The 25,505-nt window shown below is 44.6% G+C and carries 18 protein-coding genes; 13 read left to right on the top strand and 5 right to left on the bottom strand.

What is annotated here, in order from left to right:
• The first annotated feature begins 4 nt into the window (after positions 1-4).
• From L0P88_RS20830 to L0P88_RS20805, 6 genes are all read left to right on the top strand, one after another.
• On the top strand, positions 5-601 hold the full coding sequence (locus L0P88_RS20830; protein ID WP_247131808.1) for a type 1 periplasmic binding fold superfamily protein: 597 nt from the start codon (positions 5-7) through the stop codon (positions 599-601).
• A 63-nt stretch (positions 602-664) separates the two neighbouring features.
• On the top strand, positions 665-994 hold the full coding sequence (locus L0P88_RS20825; protein ID WP_247131807.1) for a hypothetical protein: 330 nt from the start codon (positions 665-667) through the stop codon (positions 992-994).
• 115 nt (positions 995-1,109) lie between these two features.
• Complete coding sequence (locus L0P88_RS20820) at positions 1,110-1,826, top strand: ABC transporter ATP-binding protein (protein ID WP_247131806.1); 717 nt, start codon at positions 1,110-1,112, stop codon at positions 1,824-1,826.
• On the top strand, positions 1,823-3,229 hold the full coding sequence (locus tag L0P88_RS20815) for an ABC transporter permease (RefSeq protein ID WP_247131805.1): 1,407 nt from the start codon (positions 1,823-1,825) through the stop codon (positions 3,227-3,229). Before L0P88_RS20820 ends, L0P88_RS20815 begins: the two co-directional genes overlap by 4 nt.
• 2 nt (positions 3,230-3,231) lie before the next feature.
• A complete protein-coding gene (locus L0P88_RS20810; RefSeq protein WP_247131804.1) occupies positions 3,232-4,662 on the top strand; it encodes a DUF3526 domain-containing protein in 1,431 nt (476 codons plus the stop codon).
• A gap of 1 nt (position 4,663) precedes the next feature.
• Positions 4,664-6,874 carry a carbohydrate binding family 9 domain-containing protein gene (locus L0P88_RS20805; protein WP_247131803.1) on the top strand — a complete coding sequence of 737 codons (2,211 nt, stop codon included), beginning with the start codon at positions 4,664-4,666 and terminating at the stop codon, positions 6,872-6,874.
• Positions 6,875-7,166: 292 nt separating this feature from the next.
• Here the strand turns inward: L0P88_RS20805 and L0P88_RS20800 are convergent, their stop codons facing one another.
• The 4 genes from L0P88_RS20800 to L0P88_RS20785 all read right to left on the bottom strand — a co-directional run bounded on the left by L0P88_RS20800 (position 7,167) and on the right by L0P88_RS20785 (position 14,265).
• Positions 7,167-8,555: an SH3 domain-containing C40 family peptidase gene (locus L0P88_RS20800; protein WP_247131802.1), complete on the bottom strand. Its 1,389-nt coding sequence runs from the start codon at positions 8,553-8,555 to the stop codon at positions 7,167-7,169.
• A gap of 126 nt (positions 8,556-8,681) precedes the next feature.
• Positions 8,682-11,792, bottom strand: coding sequence for a hypothetical protein (locus L0P88_RS20795; RefSeq protein WP_247131801.1), 3,111 nt, complete (start codon positions 11,790-11,792; stop codon positions 8,682-8,684).
• 192 nt (positions 11,793-11,984) lie between these two features.
• A complete protein-coding gene (locus L0P88_RS20790) occupies positions 11,985-13,070 on the bottom strand; it encodes a TlpA family protein disulfide reductase (protein ID WP_247131800.1) in 1,086 nt (361 codons plus the stop codon).
• 130 nt (positions 13,071-13,200) lie between these two features.
• Complete coding sequence (locus tag L0P88_RS20785; protein WP_247131799.1) at positions 13,201-14,265, bottom strand: helix-turn-helix domain-containing protein; 1,065 nt, start codon at positions 14,263-14,265, stop codon at positions 13,201-13,203.
• A 155-nt stretch (positions 14,266-14,420) separates the two neighbouring features.
• On the opposite strand from L0P88_RS20785, the gene L0P88_RS20780 reads away from it, so the two are divergent.
• The 3 genes from L0P88_RS20780 (at position 14,421) to ggt (ending at position 19,948) form a co-directional block, all read left to right on the top strand.
• Positions 14,421-17,570, top strand: coding sequence for a WD40/YVTN/BNR-like repeat-containing protein (locus L0P88_RS20780; protein ID WP_247131798.1), 3,150 nt, complete (start codon positions 14,421-14,423; stop codon positions 17,568-17,570).
• A 6-nt stretch (positions 17,571-17,576) separates the two neighbouring features.
• Positions 17,577-18,131: a fused DSP-PTPase phosphatase/NAD kinase-like protein gene (locus L0P88_RS20775; RefSeq protein ID WP_247131797.1), complete on the top strand. Its 555-nt coding sequence runs from the start codon at positions 17,577-17,579 to the stop codon at positions 18,129-18,131.
• A 119-nt stretch (positions 18,132-18,250) separates the two neighbouring features.
• Positions 18,251-19,948, top strand: a complete 1,698-nt coding sequence (gene ggt, locus L0P88_RS20770) for a gamma-glutamyltransferase (RefSeq protein WP_247131796.1) — start codon at positions 18,251-18,253, stop codon at positions 19,946-19,948.
• Between the two features lie 59 nt (positions 19,949-20,007).
• On the opposite strand, the gene L0P88_RS20765 is transcribed toward ggt, so the two are convergent.
• Complete coding sequence (locus tag L0P88_RS20765) at positions 20,008-21,219, bottom strand: FG-GAP repeat domain-containing protein (RefSeq protein WP_247131795.1); 1,212 nt, start codon at positions 21,217-21,219, stop codon at positions 20,008-20,010.
• A gap of 346 nt (positions 21,220-21,565) precedes the next feature.
• Between L0P88_RS20765 and L0P88_RS20760 the strand changes: the two genes are divergently transcribed.
• The 4 genes from L0P88_RS20760 to argE all read left to right on the top strand — a co-directional run bounded on the left by L0P88_RS20760 (position 21,566) and on the right by argE (position 25,427).
• Positions 21,566-22,279 carry a hypothetical protein gene (locus L0P88_RS20760; protein WP_247131794.1) on the top strand — a complete coding sequence of 238 codons (714 nt, stop codon included), beginning with the start codon at positions 21,566-21,568 and terminating at the stop codon, positions 22,277-22,279.
• Positions 22,263-22,787 (top strand): hypothetical protein, encoded by a 525-nt coding sequence (locus tag L0P88_RS20755; RefSeq protein WP_247131793.1) that lies wholly within the window; start codon positions 22,263-22,265, stop codon positions 22,785-22,787. The genes L0P88_RS20760 and L0P88_RS20755 overlap by 17 nt, the downstream gene beginning before the upstream one ends.
• A gap of 70 nt (positions 22,788-22,857) precedes the next feature.
• Positions 22,858-24,255 carry a YfcC family protein gene (locus tag L0P88_RS20750; RefSeq protein ID WP_247131792.1) on the top strand — a complete coding sequence of 466 codons (1,398 nt, stop codon included), beginning with the start codon at positions 22,858-22,860 and terminating at the stop codon, positions 24,253-24,255.
• A 5-nt stretch (positions 24,256-24,260) separates the two neighbouring features.
• Positions 24,261-25,427, top strand: a complete 1,167-nt coding sequence (gene argE / locus L0P88_RS20745; RefSeq protein WP_247131791.1) for an acetylornithine deacetylase — start codon at positions 24,261-24,263, stop codon at positions 25,425-25,427.
• The last annotated feature ends 78 nt before the right edge of the window (positions 25,428-25,505 follow it).

Below are 25,505 nucleotides of genomic sequence, written 5' to 3'. Positions count from 1 at the left end.
TGTTATGAAAACAATCAAATTCTTATCAATGCTTGCCTTAACCGGTATCTTATTCACATCATGTTCAGATGATGACGATACACCGGAAGAGGTTAATGAAGAGGAAGTCATCACCACAATGACCGTTACACTTACCCCGCAAGGTGGGGGAACGAACATTACCTTGGTTTCCTTTGATGCAGATGGTGACGATGGGCCCATAGAACCGGTATTGACCGTTTCCGGGGATTTGGCAGCAGCTACCATTTATGATGGTACTATAGTGTTGCTCAATACCACCGAATCGCCAGCGGAACTGGTAAACGAGGAAATTGAAGGGGAAGCCGATGAGCACCAATTCTTCTTTGTTGTTGGCGGGGGCCTTGATGCGACAACGGACTATGCCGACAATGAGTCGGACTATGTGTCCGAGGCCACTGGGGAGAATTTTACCACAACCAATCCTGTGGGTATAGATTTTACCCTGACCACTAATGATGCAAGTAATGGGACATTGAACGTCACCTTGCTTCATGAACCCACCAAACCCAATGATGGAACGGTGGCAGGTGCCGGTGGGGAAACCGATATTACGGCAACTTTTGCGTTGACCATCGAGTAATGGATGGTTCCTAGGTAAATATATTAACGGGGGTGGAATAGTGTATTCCACTCCCTTTTTCCCATGAGAGGCAACAAGGCAAGAAAGTGGTTTGGAATACTGTTGGCAACGGCGCTATTGGTACAGTTGTCATACCATACCCTCCATGTCTTTACCTCCCACATATCGCATCCCCATATTGAGGATGTCGATAACCATACCCAACTTCGCGATACCGCTTTTACCTGCGAACTATGCGCCAAACTATTGGGGCAAACGGCCTACTTCTGGCTTCTCCCAATTATACTGCCAATCGTGGTACCCACTTTTCTTGTTATACATGCCAGAACCTATTCTTTTGAGGCAGTAATTGAAGGGCCCCATTCCCTTAGGGATCCCCCTATGCCATTTTAAAGGTAGTATATACCCCATCAAGGCGAAGCCCTTGAACCCTGATGCACCAAAATGTGTAATCCACCATAGGATTACTTTATGCGTGGTATAATGTAGTATTCAAATTTCTAAAATCATGATTATAACAAATAACCTTACAAAACAATATGGCGGGAACACCGCATTGGACCACCTCAACCTCGAGGTCAAGGAAGGTGAGATCTATTGCCTTTTAGGGGCCAACGGTGCAGGTAAGACCACTACCATCAATTTGCTTTTGGGATTTATCCCCCCAAGCTCCGGCAGTGCCTTTATCAACCAGTTGGATGTGCAGGAAAACAATAAGGCCACCAAACAGTTTTTGGCCTATATCCCAGAAAACCTGATGCTGTATCCCAACCTGACCGCCTTGGAAAATCTGGACTATTTTTCTGGAATCGCGGGGAAAACCTTGTCAAAGTCAGATTTAAAAATAGTTCTTGAAGAAGCCGGTCTGGAGCAGGAAGCCTTTGAAAACCGGATATCCACTTTTTCAAAGGGAATGCGACAAAAGGTCGGCATAGCAATTGCGTTGGCCAAGGATGCCAAAGTATTGCTGTTGGACGAACCTACCTCTGGGCTGGATCCAAAGGCCAGTAATGAATTTGGGTTACTTCTTCAAAAACTGCGTTCCAAGGGCGTTGCCACACTCATGGCAACACACGACCTATTTAGGGCAAAGGAAGTGGCTACCCATATCGGTATTATGAAAGATGGTCAATTGAAACAACAATTTGTTGCTGATGCTATTTCCCTTCCCGAACTGGAAAAGGCCTATCTCAACACGATGGAATATAAAGAACTGGTACCATGATTTCGAAAACTTTTCTCAAAGAAACCAAGGAATTGCTGCGCGATGGACGTGTGCGCATTGCCATAATTATTGTCCTTTCGCTATTGGGGGTTGCCGTATGGATCAGTGCACGGCATTACCAAAATGTAAATGGGCAGTACGCCTTGGCCAAAACGGCCGAACGTGGCATATGGGACAATCAGGGCGAAAAGAATCCCCATTCCGCAGCACATTACGGCACCTATGCCTTTAAACCGAAATACCCACTGTCGCTGGTCGACCAAGGGGTAGACAAATATGCGGGCACCTCCATATTTCTGGAGGCCCACAAACGAAATGAGGCCCAGTTCAGTGCAGCTGCGGACCAAACGGGATTAGCGCGTTTTGGGGATCTGACCCCAGACTTTATCCTACTCTTTATTATACCCCTACTCATTATTCTTTTGGGATATAACAGTTTTACCAAAGAACGGGAGATGGGAACCCTAACCTTGTTAAAGAGTCAGGGAATATCCGGTTGGAAATGGTTAATGGGAAAGTGGGCCGCACTTTTCCTGCCCATTTTTGGCATTACGGCCGTAGTATTCCTATTGGCAGGGGTGCTATTGGGCAACCTTTCGGATTTTGGGGTCTTTCGTTGGAATTCCCTGCTGATGCTATTTCTGGTTTACATGGCCTATTACATCATTTTCATCAATATTGTTTTATTGATTTCGTCCCGAACAAAGAAATCGGGGATTTCCCTTGTGGTATCCTTATGCGTTTGGATCATTACGTGTTTGGCCGCACCAAAGGCCGCCAGTAATATTGCAGAAACCAAACACCCCTATCCGACGCGACAGGAATTTGCGGCCAACGTCCTTAAGGACAAAAAAGAGGGGCTGGATGGCCATAATCCCTGGAGCAAGGAGGCCAAACTACTGGAAGAACAGGTTTTAAGGGAATACGGTGTGGACAGCCTCCACCAATTGCCCTTTAATTTTGATGGCTATCGCATGCAAAAGGGTGAGGAACACCAGGCAGAGGTCTATTTTAAGCATTACAACTACCTAAAAGAACAGTATACGCAACAGTCGAGGGTATATAAAGGTTTGGCAGCCATTTCACCCTATTTGCCCACTCGTTTTTTGAGTATGGCCATTGCCCATACCGACTACGATACGCATTGGGATTTTGCGGATGCTGCGGAAACATACCGCATCGCTACCCAAAAATTTCTCAACGACAATTTTGCCGTAAACTCATCTTATGGCGAATGGAGTTATCGGGCCGATGCCACCACATGGAAAGAATTACCTGCCTTCGAGTATAATCCGCCGGAATTGAATACCATTCTTTCCAGAAATAGCTCCAACCTAGGAATCCTGGGCATTTGGTTATTGGCCTCTTTTGGACTTTTGTTATTCACCTCTAAAACCATTTGACCATGTTATCGTACAATTTTAAATACGAATTAAAACTGTTGCTGCGCAGCCGTTGGATCCAATTGTTGAGCATTGTACTCTTATTGCTCTTTGGGTTTTCCGTCTACAATGGCATGCAAAAAGTGGAAAAGCGCCAAAATGATATTGTTGCGGCCCAAGAAGAAGTAAAGGAAAATGATGTGATGATGTTGAAACTCCTGGACTCGGTGGAACGGGGAATGGAAGTAAGCGCCTCACCATGGACCATCCCCACTAGCCCCATGGCAGTGGGCAACTACCATCCAAGGGTAGCGGCCATGGAACCCCAATCCATGTCCTTTGTTTCCACAGGGCAGGCAGATTTGTTTACCCACTACGTAAAACCTACGGTATCCGGGGACGATTTTGCCCTCAACTTTGCCGAGATGACCAGTCCGGTGCAACTGCTATTTGGAAGTTTCGATTTGGCCTTTGTCATTATTTACCTCCTTCCCTTGCTCATCATTGCTTTTTCCTACAACGTACTTTCCTCCGAAAAGGAGAGCGGTTCACTCCGACTCTTGGCTGCACAGCCCATAGGGATTCAAAACTGGGTGCTCCAAAAACTGGGGCTACGCTTTTTCTGGCTATCGGTATTGGTCATTGCCGCGTTGATTATTGTTTTTCTCACTTTGGGCCTCAATCCTTTTACTGGGATGCCCCTCTTTTTTGGGCTTTTGGGTCTTATTCTGGTATATATGCTCTTTTGGTTTGCCTTGGCGTTTTTGGTAAACCTATGGGTAGGAAGTTCGGCCAAAAATGCCGTTGCCATGCTTGGTCTATGGGTAGTTTTTGTGTTGTTGGTCCCCTCGGTATTGAACCAATTGGGCAATACGATCTATCCCATGCCCTCACGTACCTTAATGATCAATGAAATGCGGAGTTTAAAGGCAGAGGTCACCAAAAAACAGGATGAGATATTGGACAATTTCCTAAGGGACCATCCCGAGTATGCCATAAATGACACCACCCAATCCAGGGGGTTCTACCATCGCTATATGGCTTCCCAAAAATTGGTCAAGGAAGAACTGTCCCCTTTGGTAAACGCTTATGAGGAACAATTACAAAAACAGCAACATTGGATAGGTCGTTTCAAGTGGATCTCCCCAGCCATTATAGCGCAGGAATCCCTGAACCATATGGCCGGTACTTCCACCCAGGATTACGAAAACTTTAGAAGGCAGGTGGTAGCCTTTGCCGGAACCTGGCGAGAACATTTTATGCCCTTTTTGTACAACAATCAAAACTTTTCGCAAAAGGATTATCCCAATTTGCCCAGTTTTACCTACACCCAAAAAAGCCAAAGTAGGCTAAGCGCCATACTCCTACTTTTGGGCATGGCTGTCGGATTGTTTGGCCTGGGGTTTTTGGTTTCTAGGAACACAAAGGATATGGGCATTTTAAACCAGGGATAAAATGAAAGGGGCATTCTTTTTCATCTTTTTGCTAATAGGTGTTTGTATTCGAGCACAAGAAAAGGAAACCGACAATTTTCCCCCTCCGGAAACACCCGTAACCATTAGGGCTTTCAAAACCATAGGTGTAATTACCATAGATGGACGATTGGATGAATCGGACTGGGATGGAGCAGAACCTATCACCAATTTCTTTCGCGTGGAACCGGTTCAAGGTGATACCATTAAAAATCCGACGGAAGTGCGTATTCTGTATGATGATAAAAACCTTTATTTTGGAGTGTTTGCACGGGATTCCCTAGGCAAAAAAGGCATCCGAATGCAGGATTTAAGTAGGGATTTCAATGGCCTCGAAAATGATGTCTTTGGAATCCAGATCGACGCCCAAAACACCAAACAATACGCCGTTTCCTTTCAAACAACCCCGTATGGGAACCAACAAGATGTTCAGAATTTTAATGACAACAACAGGGATGAGGATTGGAACGCTTTATGGCGTGTACGTACCCAAAGAACGGATAAGGGGTATTATGCGGAATTTGCCATTCCCTTCAAATCAATTCGATATGACAAACCCATGGAAGGTGTTCCCGTGGAATGGGGAATTACGTTCTTTCGATTGGCCCGAAAGGACTTTGAAAAAACGGTTTTTCCGGCCATACCCCAATCGTTTTCGGAAAACCGGATGATCTATGCCGCCAAACTTACAGGTCTGGAGGTGCCGCCACCTTCCGCCAATATTCGTATAGAACCTTATGCACTGTACCAGTATGATGAAAACAAGGAAGGGAGTGTGCTAACGGATCGTTTAAACGAACCAAAAGTGGGTGGCGACGTGAAATGGGCCATTAGTCCCAATGCCGTTCTCGATTTGACCATCAATACTGATTTTGCCCAGGCCGATGTGGATAGGGCGGTGAATAACTTGGAACGATTCAACATCTTCTTTCCCGAACGTAGACAGTTCTTTTTGGAAAATTCCGGTATTTGGGCCGGTGGAGGCAACTCCCGGGTAAGGCCTTTCTTTAGTCGAACCATTGGTCTTTCGAATGCATTCAACGCAGCTCCGGCCCCCCTGGATGCCGGAGTACGCTATACCGATCGTAATGAAAATCGCACCATTGCGGCCTTGGCGGTCCGGCAACGGGAAACCGATGATAGCCCTGGCAGCACGTTTGGGGTGGCCCGTTATACCCAAAACTATGGTAAGGAAAACAATATTGGGGCCATGGTCACCTATCGGTTGGATGATTCGTTCGGGGATTTGGGGCTGGAAAATCAAAACAATACCACCATTTCGGTTGATGGATTGATTCGTCCAAAACCGGACATTACGTTGACCTATCTATTATCAACATCATTGGACAGTGAAACCGGAGATACCGGTTTTGCGGGAAGATTGGTGGCAACATCAACGACCAATAAGTATTACTTGGGGTATATCTCCGATATTGTCAGTGCCGATTACACGCCAGGTATGGGGTTTGTATTCCAGAAAGATGTGGTGCTCCACAGTCCCGGAGGTTATGCCATTGTAAGACCTAAATGGCTTCCTTTTGTACGACGTTGGGATCCCGGAGTTTTCTTTAACTACTTTCATGATTTTGAGGACTTTGGAAACTTTCAGCAGTCCAACCTCTATATTTTCCCCATATATACCTGGTTTAAGGACAATAGTTTTCTTGAGGCCTCCTTCACTCCTACCTGGCAAAACATCAATTTTGATTTTGCTCCCTTGGGCCTGGAAATTGAAGAGGGGGATTACAGTTACACACGATATTTGGTCAGATATAATTCCGACCGGTCCAAGAAGCTATCGGGTTCCATTCGGTTTGACTTCGGAAATTTTTACAACGGCACACGAAATACGGTAATTGCAGGTTTACGCTATGCTCCCCTACCCCATGTTTCCCTCACTGCCGACTATGAACATAACAACATTAACGGCGTTGGAATGCTCTCTGAGGATCTCAATACGGATCTATATACGGGAAGTTTGCGATTGGCCTTAAATCCAAGGGTACAGCTATCCACTTTCTACCAATACAACAGCTTTGATGAACAAGGCCGTTGGAACATCCGGTTCAGTTGGGAATATATGCCTCTATCGTTCATTTATATCGTTTTTAATGATACCCAAACAGATATGTTTGACCCCGTGCAACGAAGTACCCAGACCATAAGTAAGGTTACGTTTTTAAAGCAGTTTTAGAGCCTGTTTGGGAATTTGTCAATTGTTTTCTAATGTCCCTTTTTGCACGGCACATTGTTAAAATTTTAGTCCATAACTATGGCTATGCACAAAAATTTTGCCTCGTTCCGAACAAAAATGGCCTATAACAATTCCAATCACAAACTCCCAAACAGGCTCTTAGTTGAAAGTAAAAAAGCCATGGAATCGCGCAGAAGAACTTTTTTAAAAAATATTTCTTTGGACACATTAGGGGTGGCAACCCCTTCGAATTCCATCTGATATTGTATAGGATTTAAATACAAACGCTTCGTCAATTTTCCAGAATAGTGGTCATAGCGTATATCCCATCAATTAAGGGAATGGTGCTATTGTGATTTCCTGCACCAATGGTTACCGAAGTTATAACGGCTTCCCCTATGATATGTCTTCCTTTTAGTTTTCCGTCATCTGCTTGGTGTATTCCCTCTATGGGGTACCGCTCCAAAAAATTGGCCAGTTGTTCATTGGAATAGGACGTTTTTAATCCCCAAATGGCATGGAGGATCAAAGGTTCACCATTGGGAGCGTCGCCAACATATAACATATTGTGTCCTTTTTTTCTCAAAATGGTCAAAAAAGGTATCCCCTTTTCTTTGATCAACCTTATTTTTTCATCGGTATTGTCCGGAAAGTCATATCGCTGTCCTACCGCTATCTGGTCTTTGGAATCCCTGGGTAGCCATATTTTATAAGTGCCCAACAAATCACGGATCATGGAAGAGCAATCCCGGTTCCCTAAATAGCCTCCCCAGCCATAAGGTCTTCCCACCAAGTTGGAAACCAACTGTTTAAGATTGGTTTCATTGAACTTGAAATTGCCCAAAGCAAGCATACTTCTATCCACTTCTGCCTTTAAAATCCGTGCATTTTGATTTTCATCTGCATTGGCATAGTAGGCCAAAACCGTATCGGGATTATGGGAAGTTTCTTCAAAGGGCAGTACCATGCCCATTTTGGCATTTATGGCATAATTGGAAACCGGGTGCTTTAAATTCACCTGATCTGACAAGGGCATACCGTAGGCTACTGAAGACCACTGTTCCATAAAATCTTCATCGACAATGGCCACATCATGCATGGCCACCCAACCCTTGTAATACCCACTGATAACGTAGCACCATTGGTTATCTTTTGAGGTATGAACGATTAATATGGGGGTATTGGCCCACAATGCGGTTTCTTGAAAATAATCGAATGGATACCCCTCCCCTGCCTTCGAATACTTGTCAAAGCCTGGACGGTTTGTTGGAATTCTTCGCAAATCAGTATGTGCTATTACAATTCCTTTTTGAAGAAAATTGGGAAAACCCTCGGTATCTACATTTTGTACAACTTCTTCCCGTTGCCAATTGGTATGGGGCTTCTTGTTCTCACCGTACCACTCCTCATCATTTGCATATTTTTCCAAATAGGTCAAATCCTTTCCTGGAAAAGTGGCCAAAGAATCCAATAATTCCTCAGGAGTCCTTGACCAAGGCACAAAATGATTTTCGATAAAACGTTTTGGTAACGCCCCTGGAATTTCAACTGCTTCATTTGGGTACGTCAAATCATTGGGGGTAAAGGTTTTAACTTCAAAAGCCAATTCCGCTTTCTCCCCATTGTCGCACCCGACCAATACGGAACAACCCAATACTATAAAAACTAAAACAACACGCATTACTACTAATTTATAATGTGCTACTATGGTAACCTTAGCCAAAATTTTGCATCCAATACGTCCTCCAATCAGCCAAGAACGTATTCCTACTAGAGCAAAGATCTTCGGAACATACCTTGATCGTTTTCATTTTCTTCCAACGGAAATCTGTGGGATGTTTTCAGTCTTTGCATTGATTCCTTTGATATCCGTAGTAATGATCTTATTCAATTTCCCCGAAGCTTCACTGACCTCTTCCTTCAATTGTGCCAACCTTGAAACCTGAGGTTGGGTAGGTTTGGCCGTTGCGCCATTTACTGCCCGCATCAATGAACGGATCTCTTCCCGAAGTCTTGGTCGTTGTCGATAGGTCATGGACGGGGGCGGCCTTTTCAAAATATCATCTTGTATAGCTGAAATGTTCTTCAAGGCACTCTCGATAGCATCAAACAATGACTGGTCCACATCCGGACCTTTTCTTTCGTCCAGTTTTTTCTTCAACTCCTTTAATTGGGTGCTATAGGTATTGGTATTATTGATCATCGTATTCGTTTGTGACAACAGTGTTCGAAGTTCAAGCAGTAGTTTAGTTTTTGCTTCGTAAGCCTCTTGTTCCAAATCCATTCTTGGATCCGACCGAACCAAAATGGGCGTTTCCAACACCTCGCCGTTTACCTTTAAGCGGGCCGTGTAGGTGCCTGGTGACACATACGGATACATGGGTCCCGAAAAGAAGCCACCACCACCATTGGCACCTTTCATCTTTGTTGCCGCCTCATGTCCCAAATCCCAAACCATTCGATTTACCCCTGCGGTCACGGTGGAATCTTTCAACGTTCTGATGACATCTCCGGCGGCATCAACGATTTCCAAAGTGGCGGTTGTCTTTTCACTATTGGCAAGATAGAAGTTGATATTCGCTCCGTAATCCGGATTTTTTGCTTTGTAATGACGATCACCCAGGTTTTCAATTCGCCAAAACATATGCCATAGGGTAGCCCTACGTACGGGAAAAAGATGGGAAGATTTCCCTTCGGTATCGGCCATCTCCTGAATGGGTCGGATATCGTCCAATATCCAGGCTCCCCTTCCATGGGTACCCACAATCAAATCACGATCCCTGGGCTGGATGCGAAGATCCCTAACGGAGACATTCGGCAGGTTATTATTGATTTTGGCCCATGACCGACCTTTGTCCCAACTCGCATAGATACCATGCTCCATACCCGCATACAATAGGTTTGGATTAATAGGGTCCTGTCGAACAACTTTTACATAATCGTCCTGAGGGAGACCTTCGGTTATCTTGGTCCATGTTCGGCCATAATCGGTGGTCATAAAGGCATACGGGCGGAAGTCATCCATTCTATGGTGGTCCACGGTAACAAAGGCCGTGCCCCCGTCATGTTCCGAGGCATGGATTTTGGAAACCCAGGCATACTTTGGAAGTCCTTTGATCCGATCGTTGAGTTTTGTCCAGGTTTCTCCCCCGTCCCGGGTCAATTGCACATTACCATCATCGGTCCCGACCCATATGACGCCCTTTTCTACAGGGGATTCATCGATGTAAAGGATGGTACAGTGGAATTCGGCCGCCGTATTATCCTGATATATTTCCCCGCCCGAAGTCCTTTGTTTGGATTTATCATTGGTAGTAAGATCTTCACTGATCTGCTCCCAGGAATGACCACGGTCCGTGGATTTGAAAACAACATTTCCTCCTGTGTAAACCGTATTGGGGTCATGTGGGGAAATGACGATCGGGGCGTCCCAGTTAAAGCGATATTTGTGATTTTCAATGGCATCCCCGGCAGATCCAATGATTTTTGGATAGGGATGGATGTTACGAACGTTGCCAAAACGGGAATCTACATGAAAGATCACCCCTCCTTGAAGATTGGCATACACTTCATGCTCACTTCCAGGGATGGGAACGGCATAATAACCGTCACCGTAGGCAAGTCCCTTCCAATGCCGTTTTAGTATTCCTGCTGAATACAATGAATTGCTTGGGCCAACCCATGTACCATTGTCCTGTAATCCCCCATATACATTATAAGGGTCCTTGTTATCGATGAAAATCTGGTAGAACTGTGATAATTCCACATTGTTGATAATCTCCCAACTGTCCCCTCCATCATAGGATACCTGATAGCCTCCGTCGCTACCATTTAAAATATGGTTGGAGTTGGTAGGGTCAATCCAAAGTGCTTGATGGTCCCCGTGTACCGTGGTGGCAATTCGTTCCCAGGTTTTGCCCCCATCCTTGGACCGGCTAAGCCTGCCCGAGATTGAGAAAAGGATGTCGGGATTGTTGGGATCGACCCGGACATCACTGTAATAGAATGGACGAAAGTTGATGTTGGGATCGTCATTGACCATTACCCAATTATCTCCACGATCTTCAGACCGGAATGCAGTCCCCCCTCCCTGGAATTCCGTCATCAGATAGATGATGTTGGGTTGGCTTTTTGCGATGTGTATACCAGGTCTTGCCATAGGTTTATCCGGAAGGCCCTCCATAATTTTTTTCCAGGTCTCGCCACCGTCCATGGTACGGTATATAGCGGTTTCCTTCCCACCATCGTCAAAACGCCAGGGCTTTCTCCGAAACGTCCACATGCCGGCATACATAATGCGTGGATTGCTTAATTCCATGGCGATATCAGCACAACCCGTGTCTTCGTCGATGTACAGTATTTTTTTCCAATTTTTACCGCCATCCGTTGTTTTAAAAACCCCTCTCTCAGGATTGGGACCCCATTCCTTGCCCAGGGCGCAAACACATGCCACATCTGGATCATTGGGATCTACAACAATCCTTTTTATCCTTTCCGTCTTTTTAAGGCCCAGATGCGTCCAACTTTTTCCGGCATCTACCGAGCGATACACGCCCCAGCCATAGCCGACACTGTTCCGGGGGTCGCCTTCCCCTGTACCTACCCAAAGTACATTATGATCGGAGGGAGCTATGGTCAACGCACCAATGGAGTACGCCCTTTGTCCCTCAAATATGGGAGTAAAATGCACTCCGCCGTTGGTGGTCTTAAAGATACCCCCATCAGCACCGGAGACATAGAATGTACTGGGATCTCCGGGGATACCATCGATATCCGTTACCCGGCCTCCCATATTGGCGGGACCAATAGCCCTCCATTCATAGGATTTTAAAGCATCGACATAGTTCTTGTTTTGGGAGAATCCAGGGTTGACACATAGAAGACTCCACAATAGTGTGAATAAGATGGAATGTTTCATAATAGGGAAGAATTAGCTAGTGGTAAATTCCCAACAAAATAGCCAAAATCAAAGAAATAAAAAAGGGGCTTACCAAGTAATGGAAATGCCCCGGTACATTTGGGAAGTCAAATGGGTGCTAAAACGTAAATTTTCCCCTAAACATTCGAACAACAAAATAGTAAAAACATGATGCTAAAGGGGAGATTGTCCTTATCGGAGATTTTCCAGGATTTGTTCCAGTGCTTCGGCCTTTACGTTTTTGGCAATAATCTTACCCGCTCTATTGAGCAATACATTTTGCGGTAGTGAAGACACGCTATACAAGTCATTGATTCTGTTGCCACTATCAAAAACATGTTGAAAATCCTCAATACCATCCTTTGCTATGGCTTTTTCCCATTGTACTTTATCCACGTCTTGGGTGATACTCAATACATGAAATCCCATGTTACGGTATTTTTTCAATATCGAAGCAATTTTTGGATGCTCCACCCTGCATGGCCTGCACCAATGCGCCCAAAAGTCGATAAGTAGCACCTTTCCCTTGAATTGGCTTAAGGTGACTTCATGGCCCGCCCTGTCACTAACCTTAAAATCGGGGGGTATTTCACCTATTTCCGTGCTCTTGGCCTGATTCACCAATTTTTCCAGGGCCCGCGTGGGAACAGTACCGGGCGATTCTTTTTTAAAAGCTTTTAGCCGTTCTTCCACAAACACCCGCTCTTTGTTGAAATCGGTGTATTGTAAAGCATAAAAACCTGCTGAATCCGTTCCCATGTTCACAATCAGCTCTCGAAACTCGACCAGAAAACTCTGAAGGGCCACTGCCGCTTGCTGTTGCAACGCATCAATTCTTTCCTTATCCCCCGCTTTCATTGCTTTATCCATTGCTGCCTTTAATTCGCCAAAATGCTTGGCCTGTAATGCCCCGTTGCGCCTCGCAAATTCCTGCATTTCCACAGAATTGGGAGATCCCTCAATACTTATTGAGTTTTTCACACGGGAAGCAGTGATGTTACCCGCTCTTGGTATGGATAAGTGTACCATCTCTTTTTCATCGAAATTGAGCTCGAATAGATTGTCGCCCAAAAAGGGAATTTGAAAGCTGAAACGCCCGTCTTCATTCAAGGTTTTTGTTTCCAGGGATTCATACCCCAGAATTTCCGGGCTATACTGTTTAAGCGTCACCTCACCAAAAGTACCGAATCCATTTCCCTTTATCTGTACCAGTTTTTGTGCCAGCATTCCAGAACAGCAAAGAAGACCGGTTACGATCAAATATACCAATTTTTTCAAAACAACGGAATTAAAGGTTACGACCTCAAAACACGATATTTTTATCGATCAAGTCGTTCGTATGCATGAATCCGAACGCTTTTTAGCTTCGAAAATCCGTTTGAATTCCAATAGGGAACAAACCGAACGGCTATTGGGCATGTCTTTTTTTGAACTCCGAAGGCGTACATCCGGTTTGTTGTTTGAAAAGTGTATTGAAAGATGATTTGGAGTTAAATCCCACCGCATACATAACTTCAAGAATGGTTTCATTCTTATCCGTCACATTTTTCAAGCGATCTTTTGCCATTTCAATCCTATAGGCATTTATAAAACTGACAAAGTTCTGTTGCTCATAATTGTTGATGAGTGAAGATAGTTTTCGGGGTGTCATTGCTAAGGTATCTGCCAATTCAGTAAGCGTAAGTTCCGGATTGCAAAAGATTTGGCTGTTTTGCAAGAACTGCTTTACCCTTTCCAATTCCGAACGTTCCGCTTCGGTCGGGACGGGCTGGGGAGCACTTGTCCTCTCTTTTATCAATAGCGCTTCCTTATCCGTAATCCCCAAAAAAATCTGTGGTTGTCGCAGCCCTTTATAAAACATCCAATTAACCAAAAACAGAATACTGAGGTGTATTACGGAAAAACCATACCAAAGGTGCATTGACCATAAAAACTGGTCTGCAATGTCCAAAAGTAAAATCGTGATGAAAAGTAGGATAGTCCACTGCAACCATTTTAAATCGGTTTTGGCGGAAGTGGATTGGGTATCCCGAACAATCTTTCGATAGCCAACCAATTCCTTTATCGTTATGGCAACGTAAATCACTAGACTTACATATAGAAAAACACCAAAAGTCTGACAGGGATGATATCCAAGCAAAGCAAAAAAAATCAATACCGCAGCTGGAATGAGATGCAATACATGTTTGAAGCGAAACCGAAAAGAGCGAAATACAAGCGACCGCGTATAAAGATATAATGCTGGCCCATAAATATAGCCATAGACGCAATACCCCGCAATCACAAAATCGGATTCAATCCGTAAATTCTCAAAAGTAATGGCCACAAACTGTAAACCCAATACCATCATAAAAAAGGCCAAGTAGTAATTGCTTATTCGCTTGGGGCCCCTGTCAGATATGAGCACAACAGCAAACAGCATACTTTGAAAAAGAATCATCAAGGGGACACTATTACCAATGGAAATAGTCATTTTGCTAAATTAAATGTGAACCAGGCGCTGTACAAAAGGGCAGCATTTTCTTGGAAAATGGGTTTATTGAACTGGATACTAAAGATATACCCTATTAAGATATACAACTAAGGGTTTATATTGGTTATTTTTAGGATTCCTTAAAACTACACTCTATGAAACCATTTTTACCGTACCTCCTTCTCGTACTATTCCTATTCCCTACAGATGATGCTACCGCCCAACGCAAAAAAAGCAGAAACGCAAACACCAAAAACTATGCTGAGTCTTTGTACAATGCAGTCCAATGGCGTTTGGTCGGGCCATTTAGGGGAGGACGTGCCGGAACCGTCTCGGGGGTTTTGAACGATCCAAACCTTTATTATATGGGAACCGCTGGTGGCGGCGTCTGGAAAACCACTGATGCGGGCAATACCTGGAGCTGTATTTCCGACGGTTATTTTGGAGGTTCCATTGGTGCCTTGGCCGTTTCAGAATCGGATCCAAATGTGATTTATGTTGGCGAAGGGGAGCAAACCCTAAGGGGAAATGTTTCTTCCGGGAATGGTATTTGGAAAAGCCTGGATGCCGGGGAAACCTGGAAGTTTATCGGGCTCGAAGGATCGGAACATATTTCAAGGATTCGCATACACCCTACCAATCCCAATCTTGTATATGTTGCCGCAATCGGTAATCTTTGGAAACCCAATAAGACCCGTGGTGTCTATCGTTCCAAGGATGGAGGGCAAAGTTGGGAAAAGATACTTTACGAAAGTGATAAGGCCGGTGCTGGGGATTTGATACTGGACCCGAACAATCCAAGAATACTATATGCCGCAACTTGGCAGATGAAACGAAACGGATACCGGATGGACAGCGGAGGGCCCGACAGTAAACTCTACAAAAGTACCGATGGTGGTGATACCTGGACCGATATTTCAAAATACAAAGGCTTGCCAAAGGGTCCATGGGGCATTGTAGGTATAGCGGTCTCCCCTTTGGATTCCAATAGGGTTTGGGCAATTATCGAAGCAGAAAATGGCGGCGTGTTTCGATCGGAGGATGCCGGTAAGAGCTGGAAAAAAATAAATGAAAATAGGGCCTTACGCCAAAGGGCATGGTACTATAGCCGTATCTATGCCGATACACAGAACAAGGACAAGGTGTATGTAATGAATGTTAGCTATGGGGTGTCCACAGATGGTGGAAAGACCTTTACTTTAAAGAATGCCCCGCATGGGGATCACCACGACCTATGGATCGACCCCAATAACAATAGCAGAATGGTCATTGCCGACGATGGGGGCGCACAGGTTTCAAACGATGGCGGAGAGAATTGGACCACCTATCATAATCAACCTACGGCGCAATTTTACCGGGTCACCACGGACAATTCGTTTCCCTACAGGATATACGGGGCACAACAGGACAACAGTACGGTCCGTATCGCCCATCGCACCTCGGGTTCAAGTATAACGGAAAGCGACTGGGAGCCTACGGCCGGTGGCGAAAGTGCCCACCTGGCCCCTGACCCAAAGAACAACGAAATCGTCTACGGGGGAACCTATAAAGGATATATGATGCGACAAGATCATTTGGTGGACCAAACCCGTTCCATCAATATCTGGCCGGACAACCCTGCAGGTTCCGGGGCCGAGGTCATGAAATATCGTTTCAACTGGAATTTCCCGGTAAAGTTCAGTATACATGACCAGAATACATTGTATGCGGGATCCAATTTCTTACATGTCACTACCAATGAGGGGCAATCATGGAAAAGGGTTTCACCCGATCTTACCCGTGGTTTGCCGGAAACCATAAAATCTTCCGGTGGACCGATTACCCAGGACAATACCGGGGCCGAGTTCTATTCCAACCTCTTTGCCATCAATGAGTCCCCTTTGGAGAAAGGCGTTATTTGGGTTGGTAGTGACGACGGCTTGATCCACATTTCAAAAGACAATGGCGAAAATTGGGAAAACATCACCCCTCCGTCCAGTATGAGTCCAAAACTCAATATGATCAATTGTATTGACCCAAGTCCGTTCAAGAAGGGTACTGCCTATGTGGCGGCTACTTCGTACAAATTTGGGGATTATACCCCTTACCTCTATAAGACTTCCGATTATGGCAAAACCTGGAAGGTGATCACCGAGGGAATCAAAAGCAACCATTATACCAGGGCCATCCGTGCGGATAAGGTTCGAGAGGGATTGCTCTACGCCGGAACGGAGTGGGGCATGTATGTTTCATTTGATGACGGCAACAGTTGGTCACCTTTCCAATTGAACCTCCCAATCACCTCCATTCGGGACCTTCATGTACGGGACAATGATTTAATCGCCGCTACCCATGGGCGTAGTTTTTGGATGATCGATGATTTGACCCCATTGCACCAACTTTCGGATGAAATCGCCAATTCGCAGTTCCATCTGTATAAGCCCGACCAGGCGTACCGTATGCAGCAATCGGGTGGTTGGCGAAAACCAAATACCAAGTTGGTTGGCGAAAACCATCCCAATGGAGCCATCATCAACTATTACATAAAGAACATCCAGGAAACCGATACGGTAACCATCGAGATTCTGGAAAAGGATGGCACTTTGATCCAGCGCTTTTCAAATGTGGCCAAGAAAGATAAATTGAACCCGGAAGCGGATAAACTTTTGGAAGTTAAATCCGGGGGCAACAGACTGGTTTGGAATATGCGCTACCCAGGTTACAAAACCTTTAAGGGCATGGTGTTTTATTCATCGCCCAATACCGGGCCCAAAGCGGTGCCTGGCGACTACAGGATAAGATTGGGATATAATGGACAAACTTCGGAGCAGGTCCTTACCATTGTCAAAGATCCCCGAATGCCCAATACCGATAACGATTATCAGAAACAATTTGATTTCTTGATCGAAGTTCGGGACCAGGTCAGCCGGGCCAATACCGCAATTGTTGATATTAGGACCGTAAAGAAGGACCTGGACTATCTAAAGGGAAAGCAAGACATGAAAAAGAGTTTAAAAAATACGATTGCGGATTTTGAAGCGAAATTGGATGTTATCGAAAACAATATCCATATGACCAAGAACCAGAGTCGACAAGACCCCTTGAATTATGGGATTCGAATTAATAACCGCCTGGCATTTTTGATGACCGACTCCCAACGTGGGGATTATCCCCCAACAGATCAGGCCACGGAGTTCTTTGTTGACGTTACCAAGGAATTGGATCGTGAGATTTCCGCTTTAAATGGATTGATGGATGAGTATATTTCAAAAATCAACAAACAAATAGCTGAAAACCAAATGGAAATGATTTCTTTGAAGAAGTAAAAAGGTATGGTAAAGTATCTTTACTTAGGCTGCTTGTTCTTGTTTTCCATGGGATATCCATTTTATGGCATATCCCAAACTACAGCGCTTGAAAAAGTCCCATCCAATCGATTTAAGCGATTGTACCGACTAAATGATTCCGTTTACAGATCAGAACAACCTGGTCGAAAAGGTTTCAAGGAACTGGAAGCCGCAGGAATAAAGACTTCAATAACGTTTCGGCGAAATAAGGATGATGTAAAAAAAGCCAGGGGAACAGCACTGGAATTGATCCATATCCCCTTAAAAACTTCCGAACTTAATGAAGGTAATCTGATAGAAGCCCTACAAGCCGTACAAAATGCCCAAAAGCCGGTTTTGGTACATTGTTGGCATGGTTCCGATAGAACAGGGGCCATAATGGCAGCGTATCGCGTGGTTTTTGAAAATTGGTCCAAGGAAGATGCCATTGCTGAATTACTTAGACCTGAACTTGGCTATCATAAGAACTGGTATCCCAATGTAATTGATTTGATATCAAACCTGGATACCAATAAAATAAAGAAGGAATTAGGACTGTAACACAACTCCAATTTCAATTTTAATCAACGTAATGCTATCGGCAGACTCATTCCCCAGCGGGATGTAGGACCAGGATATGCTATATCCGAATTTTGTACTTTAGAAAACTAAAAAACATTATGAAAAATCTTTCCCGTTGTATTTTCTTCCTCTTTTTGATTGGCCAATATTCAACGGCCCAAGACCGAATCACGGGTGAACCCTTTGCGACTCGCTCCGAAGTATTGGGTCAAAATGGAATGGTGGCCACAAGCCATCCCCTGGCAACCCAAATTGGGCTTGATATTCTCAAAAGTGGTGGTAATGCCATCGATGCCGCGATTGCTGCAAATGCTGCCTTAGGACTTATGGAACCTACGGGATGTGGTATTGGAGGCGATCTTTTTGCCATTGTTTGGGACGGAAAGACCAAAAAATTGTATGGCCTCAATGCGAGTGGACGTTCACCCCAGAAGTTGACCTTGGAATACTTTGAGAAAGAAGGGATGGAGAAAATCCAGTCCCATGGGCCACTGCCCGTTAGTGTGCCAGGTGCTGTGGATGGATGGTTTGAGCTCCATCAAAAATTTGGGTCCAGGCCTATGACGGAAATCCTGGCCCCGGCTATTGGTTATGCCGAAAAGGGATTTCCCTTGACCGAGCTCATTGCCTGGTACATGCAGCGTACCGTACCCTTTTTTGAATCAAAGGGTTTTCCCAATATTGAGGATACCTACAAATCACAAAATGGAGGAAAACTCCCCAATGAGGGAGAAGTTTACAAAAATCCATATTTGGCCGATACCTATAGGAAAATCGCAAAAGGTGGACGCGATGCTTTTTACAAGGGCGATATTGCCAAAACCATTGGTAAGTTTATCAAAGAACAAGGGGGATTTCTTTCGGCCAAAGACCTGGCCGCACATAAATCGGAATGGGTAGAACCGGTATCCATCAACTATAGGGGTTACGATGTTTGGGAGCTGCCTCCTAATGGTCAGGGTATTGCTGCGCTCCAAATGTTGCAACTATTGGAGGGCTATGACTTTTCAGCTATCGAATTTGGAAGTGCGGAACACCTTCACCTATTTACCGAGGCCAAGAAATTGGCTTTTGAGGACCGCGCAAAATATTATGCCGATATGGATTTTTATGATGTTCCCGTTGCGCAATTGCTTTCGGACGATTATGCCGAAGACCGAAGAAAAGAAATCGGTGCCCGTGCCGGAAAATATACCGCAGGTGAAATCTCCGCTGGAGAGACGATCTACATGACGGTAGCGGACAAGGAGGGTACCATGATATCCTTGATACAGAGCAATTATCGGGGCATGGGCTCCGGTATGGCACCACCAAAATTGGGCTTTATGCTTCAGGATCGCGGTGAGCTGTTCAGTTTAAAGCGGGGACAGGCCAATACCTATGAGCCTGCTAAGCGGCCTTTTCATACCATTATTCCCGCCTTTATTACCAAAGATGGCAAACCCTATGTCAGTTTTGGGGTCATGGGCGGTGACTTTCAACCCATGGGCCATACCCAGATTGTAATGAACCTCATCGATTTTGGCATGAACCTGCAAGAAGCTGGTGATGCGCCACGTTGGGACCATACGGGAGGGGCCAGCCCCATGGGAAGGACTACGGAAAATACGGGATTAATACGAACCGAATCGGGTATCCCCTACACTACTATTCGTGGTCTAATGGACAAGGGCCATAAAATGGGAACCGCCCGGGGCATCTACGGTGGCTACCAGGCCATTTTATGGGATGATGAAAACAAAGTCTATCACGGTGCTTCCGAAAGTCGTAAAGACGGGCAAGCCGCCGGATATTAGAAAATAACTCCACTAGCGTTTAAAAAGTGACCGCAATAGCGGTCACTTTGTTATGTAATTTATTGCTTACGTCCGAAAAGCAGAAAATCCTGTGACCCCCGATTGCTTAGAAAAAGGTCTTTAATACCATCGCCGTTCAAATCCACAAAATCGATATCGAAACCTCTTCCGCCCATACCTTCGGGAATAATGGTATCGATGGCTTCAGCGAACTTTCCCTTTCCATCATTAAGATAGACACTAAAGGGGGTAAGGCCGCCAAACCTTGGGCCATTGGTATTTCCCGTCATAATATCCATATCCCCATCACGGTCGATATCCAAAAATGCGACCCCAAAACAACGGTTGTCATCCTTGGGCAAATGGGTGCCGGTGATATCGGAAAAGAAACCATTTCCGTCATTTAAAAGCAATCTGTTCTGTCGAACGGCTTCGGCTACAAAGGCCTGGACATTTCCGTATAAAACGTCCAGGTCACCATCCCCATCGATATCGGCCACGTCCACTTCCCTTGTTTCCTCTGGAGTGGTTCGGTAAGGTAACCTATCGGAAGACTCATCCTTAAAAAAGCCATTTCCATCATTGATCAGTATGCGATTGGCATCTTCATTGCCGACCAATACATCTTCATCCCCATCATTATCAATATCCCCCAAGGTCAGGTCTTGTGTCACATCCATAAATTCGCCGAACCGTGCAGTGGTCTCATCTTTGAAGTACCCTTTGCCATCGTTGATCAATAGGTTGTTTTGACCGTTGTTTCCAATCATTACATCCGGAGCACCATCATTATTGACATCCACTACAACCACCGAATTGGAAGTGCCCGAAACAGGAATCCTGCTCCCCCCATCCCTAAAAGTACCATCTCCATTGTTCAGATACAGTTCGTTGGTTTTGTCATCTTCGCTAACGACTATGATATCCAGGTCTCCATCCAAATCAAAGTCGGCAATTCCAATATCCTCACTATCATGATCTACCTGTGGTATCCGCGAGCTGCTCTCATTGGTGAATTTTCCTTTTCCATCATTAATAAGCAGAATATTGGGTTTATGCTCATTGGCAATTAAAATGTCCAGGTCACCATCCTGGTCCAAATCGGCAATTCCAGCATCCATGGACAGTTGCTGTAGGTCTTCATAAGGCAAACATATTGTGGTGACATCTTTATAGAAGGTAGTGGAACCACCGCTGTCACTTCCGGTTTTTTGACTGTTACCGAAGTAAAAAATGCCAACGGTCAGGCAAAGTATGGCTATCTTTTTCATCTTTTTATCCTAGAAATGCCATGCTAATTTAAAGCATTTAAAGACTGGTCTAAGCACTAGAAGAAGTAATGGTAAAAAAGGGTAGGTATTTCAACGTGATGGAGCTGCTTTTGGAATCTTGCCCAACCGATGGACATCTGCAAAGTAAATGCAACTATGTTGCATTTATCAACGCTTTCCTATATTTTTACTATTCAACTATTGGAGTGCTTTTGTTACACCAGTCCTTTGCAGTAAATTGTTATTTCATACTCGACCGAGGCTTGCTTTCTCGCGAACTTACCGGGAAAGTAAAGAACTTGGAAAGGTTTCACAATATCAAATTAACCATTTTACCTTCCTTACTATGTTACAAAGAAAATTTGCCGAAGTAGTAAAGACCTACTTCCCCGATGCCATGGATGCCAAGGACACCTCGATCCATTATCTTGGAAAAATGCAACTGGAGCACCATATCGATATTTCCCGGGTATTGATGGCAACTTCGGTGTGTTCGGATGATATCAATGTGCCTTCCACCACCTTCTTCAATGTATTGTTCGGTCCATTTATTATGGGTGGACTGGGCGGACTGCCTTTCGCCGGGCAAACCGGCATGACCGCTTTTGCCCATCATATTCCAGATGATGGTAGCGCATTTGTCTTTTACGGTCCCCACATAGGGATCACCCTGGATGGGGATTTGGGAAAAATGTACCGTCCTCGCCAAGAACAGACCGGAAACTCCTGTGGTGCCCTTATGCTGGCATTAAGCCGATTCCAGGATAGCGCCTATAAACCGGTAATAAATGATGATGATTATCAACAGATGAAACTTGAGGAAAGCCTACTTCCCTACCGCCAAAAAATATTGGATAGTGAAAATCAAGAAAAGGCCATAACCGAGGCGACCTATGAGATTATTGATAAAAAGGTCCATGAGCATTTAAAGTCGTGTAAAAATGAATTCCATGTGGATAGGGTAACGCTTTTGGGAGGCATCATCATTAATACGGATTATGGATTGGACGACTATTTTGATGCCAGACATTTTAAAGTAATTGATGTCAAAAGCCTTTGACCTCAAACCAATGCCAGGACATCTATACTTTTTATGCCCTACGGATTATCTTGAACCTATCATCAACGCCAGGTTCAAGCATAAAAACTACTACTATTCATCGCTTGGCAACTCTGTGATGTTTGACAAGGATACCACTAATCAAATAGAAATATTGATCACAAAGTATACTATTAGAGAAATTTCTTTTGTATTGTCCATTAACAATGTGATGATATTGGATGCATTGGGAGGTCAAAGTTTTTCCAGGACAAAGGGGTTAAATCGTTTTTATGATGAAGTTATAAGGCAAAAGGAACGTTCAAACGTATCTTGGCAGGATTCCAATAACAAATTCGCAATTCTTTCGTATTACTTGAACAAGAAAATAAGGGAATTGCAACTTGAATTAAATACGCTAATTTTTAACCAGATCAGGATAAACGGCAAAATTTATGATTCTCAAGGAAATGTATTTAAAGAAATATGTCCAGACCTGATCTGTAAAGAATACTTTAGCTTAAATTAGCCGGAATCAACGAAATTCCAAAGGAATTAATTCTTGGACCCAACTGTTTATGGGTATCCCTTAGCGATAAATGAGTAAATCCAAAAATCTGTCCCTTTTTAAACGAATCCCACATGCCATTACCATGCTATTTGGTATAATTGTATTGGTGACCCTATTGACCTATCTACTTCCGGCTGGGACCTATGAACGGATTTTAGTTGATGGTCGAAGTACGGTGGTTCCCGACTCATACAAGACCATTCCTGCTACGCCCGTTGGTTTTTTGGACATGTTCAAAGCCATACCGTTGGGCTTTAAGGCTGCTGTGGAAATCATATTCATTGTACTGGCAGGTGGCATTATGTTCGGGTTTATGGAAAAATCAAAGGCGGTAGAGAATGCCGTAGGAACACTAGTAAAAAATTTGGGTCTAAAAAACAAACACCTCATCATTGTCATCATGACCTTTATTTATGGTCTACTTGGCGTTGCCGTGGGCTATGAAAACAATATTGCCATGGTACCCATAGCTGCGGTACTAAGTCTTGCCTTGGGAGGAGATTTAATTTTGGCCGCTGGAATTTCAGTGGGTGCCATGACCATCGGTTTTGGATTGTCTCCAATAAACCCTTACACCGTAGGAACCGGACATAAAATTGCCGAACTGTCCATGTTTTCTGGCGCCCTCCTTCGTAGCGTGCTCTGCTTTACGGCGTTGGGCATTATGGCCTATTACAATGTGAGGTACTTCAAAGCAATCACCCTAAATCCGCAAAAAAGTTTGGGCATAGGCCTCAATGTAAGCGAATTGACGCTGTCCAGACCACTTCAGGAATATAGAATGAGTGGAAACAATTGGTTGGTCATTTCGATATTCATGGCCGGACTCATGGCCATTTTATATGGGGTTTTTAACTTTCATTGGTACATCAATGAACTGTCCGCGGTATTTTTGATCATTGCCCTTCTTTGTGGCTTGGTTTCCAGAATGGGTGCCACTACGATGAGCGAGACCGTTTTAAAGTCAGTGGCAATCGCTGCACCCGGTGCTTTTATGGTGGGCTTTGCAACAACCATAAAGGTTCTTATGGAAATGGGAAATATTGGTGACACTATTTCATATCGGCTTTCCATGGTTTTGGAGGGATTGCCTTTATACGCCTCGGCAATTTGCATGTCCATTTCCCAAACGGTAATCAATTTTTTTATCCCTTCCGGAAGCGGTCAGGCATTGGCTACCTTGCCCGTAATGCTACCACTGGGAGAATCCTTGGGACTCACCAGGCAAATTACCATTTTGGCGTTTCAGATTGGTGATGGGTTGTCCAACCTTGTGAATCCAACCTTGGGAGGGCTCATCGCCATGCTCAGTATGTGTCGGGTACCTATAGACAGATGGATCCGTTTTATATTTCCCGTATTGATCATCATCCTTCTCTTGGCGTTTTTGGCCTTGATTATAGCAGTAGCAACAAATTACAGTTAAATTATATGACAGTTGAGCACATCCTTGCAAAATTGGTTTCCTTCCCGGTACTCGGGGGCGAAAGCAATTTAAGTATCATCCATTGGATCAGGGACTACATTACCTCCCATGGCGTTGAAGTGAATTTATTGCCCAATGCAGAAGGGAACAAAGCCTCATTGCATTGTAGGATAGGACCGGATATCGACGGTGGGGTCATTCTTTCCGGCCATACGGATGTAGTACCCGTGGAAGGTCAGGAATGGACCACGGACCCTTTTGTGCTGACGGAAAAGGGGGACGGAAAATGGTATGGCAGGGGTTCTTGTGATATGAAGGGCTTTATTGCCTGTTGTTTGGCAGCAGTGCCCCAAATGGTAAAAGCCAACCTGAAAAAGCCTATTTATTTCGCTTTTTCCTATGATGAGGAAGTAGGTTGTTTGGCAGGGCCAGAACTGGCCCAAGCCATGAAAACCCATTATAGGGAAACGCCAAAATACGCCATCATTGGTGAACCTTCCCTGATGGAACCCATTGTTGGGCAGAAGGGTATTTATATTCTTGAGACCTATGTCAACGGCTCCGCCGGACACAGCAGCCGTATAAAACAAGAGGTAAGTGCCATCCACGAATCCATGCGTTTGATTCTTTGGCTGGAAAACAAGATGGACCAACTAATTGCGAATCAGCGGTTGGATGACCGTTTTCATCCGCCGCACTCGTCCATTCACATTGGTTTGGTGGATGGAGGCATTGCGCCCAATGTAATAGCCGATAAGGCCCATTTTTATTGGGATTTACGCACCATTCCTATGGATGATATGGGGTCCATTGTCGCAGAATTTGAGGCTTACTGCCGCAAACGGGAAGAAGAATTGCGGAAGCTTTTTCCCGATTTTTCCATAAAGACCGTTGAGAACCACCCTCCAGTGCCCCATTTGGATACCAAGGCCGATGATGCTATTGTCGATTTGGTCAAAAGACTTTCGGGAAACGCAACACTAAATACAGTTTCCTATGCAGCGGAAGCAGGACAATTTGCAAATGAAGGTTTTCAATCCGCCATTTGTGGACCGGGGTCCATTGCCCAAGCCCATAGGGCTGATGAATACATCAGCCATGAACAATTGGAAAAAGGTATGGAGATGATGGAAAAGTTGATCCAAGAGCTGTCCTCAGCTAATTTTGCCTAAGTTGATTGAAGATTGGAAAGATTTATACCAAAAGTATCCCCTGCCCCATCTATTGTTGTACATTTAACTCTTATCAAT

Source organism: Muricauda sp. SCSIO 64092 (genome assembly GCF_023016285.1).
Lineage (GTDB): Bacteria > Bacteroidota > Bacteroidia > Flavobacteriales > Flavobacteriaceae > Croceivirga.
Note: the sequence above shows the minus strand (reverse complement) of the source record. Positions and strands in the feature narration are given on the sequence as shown.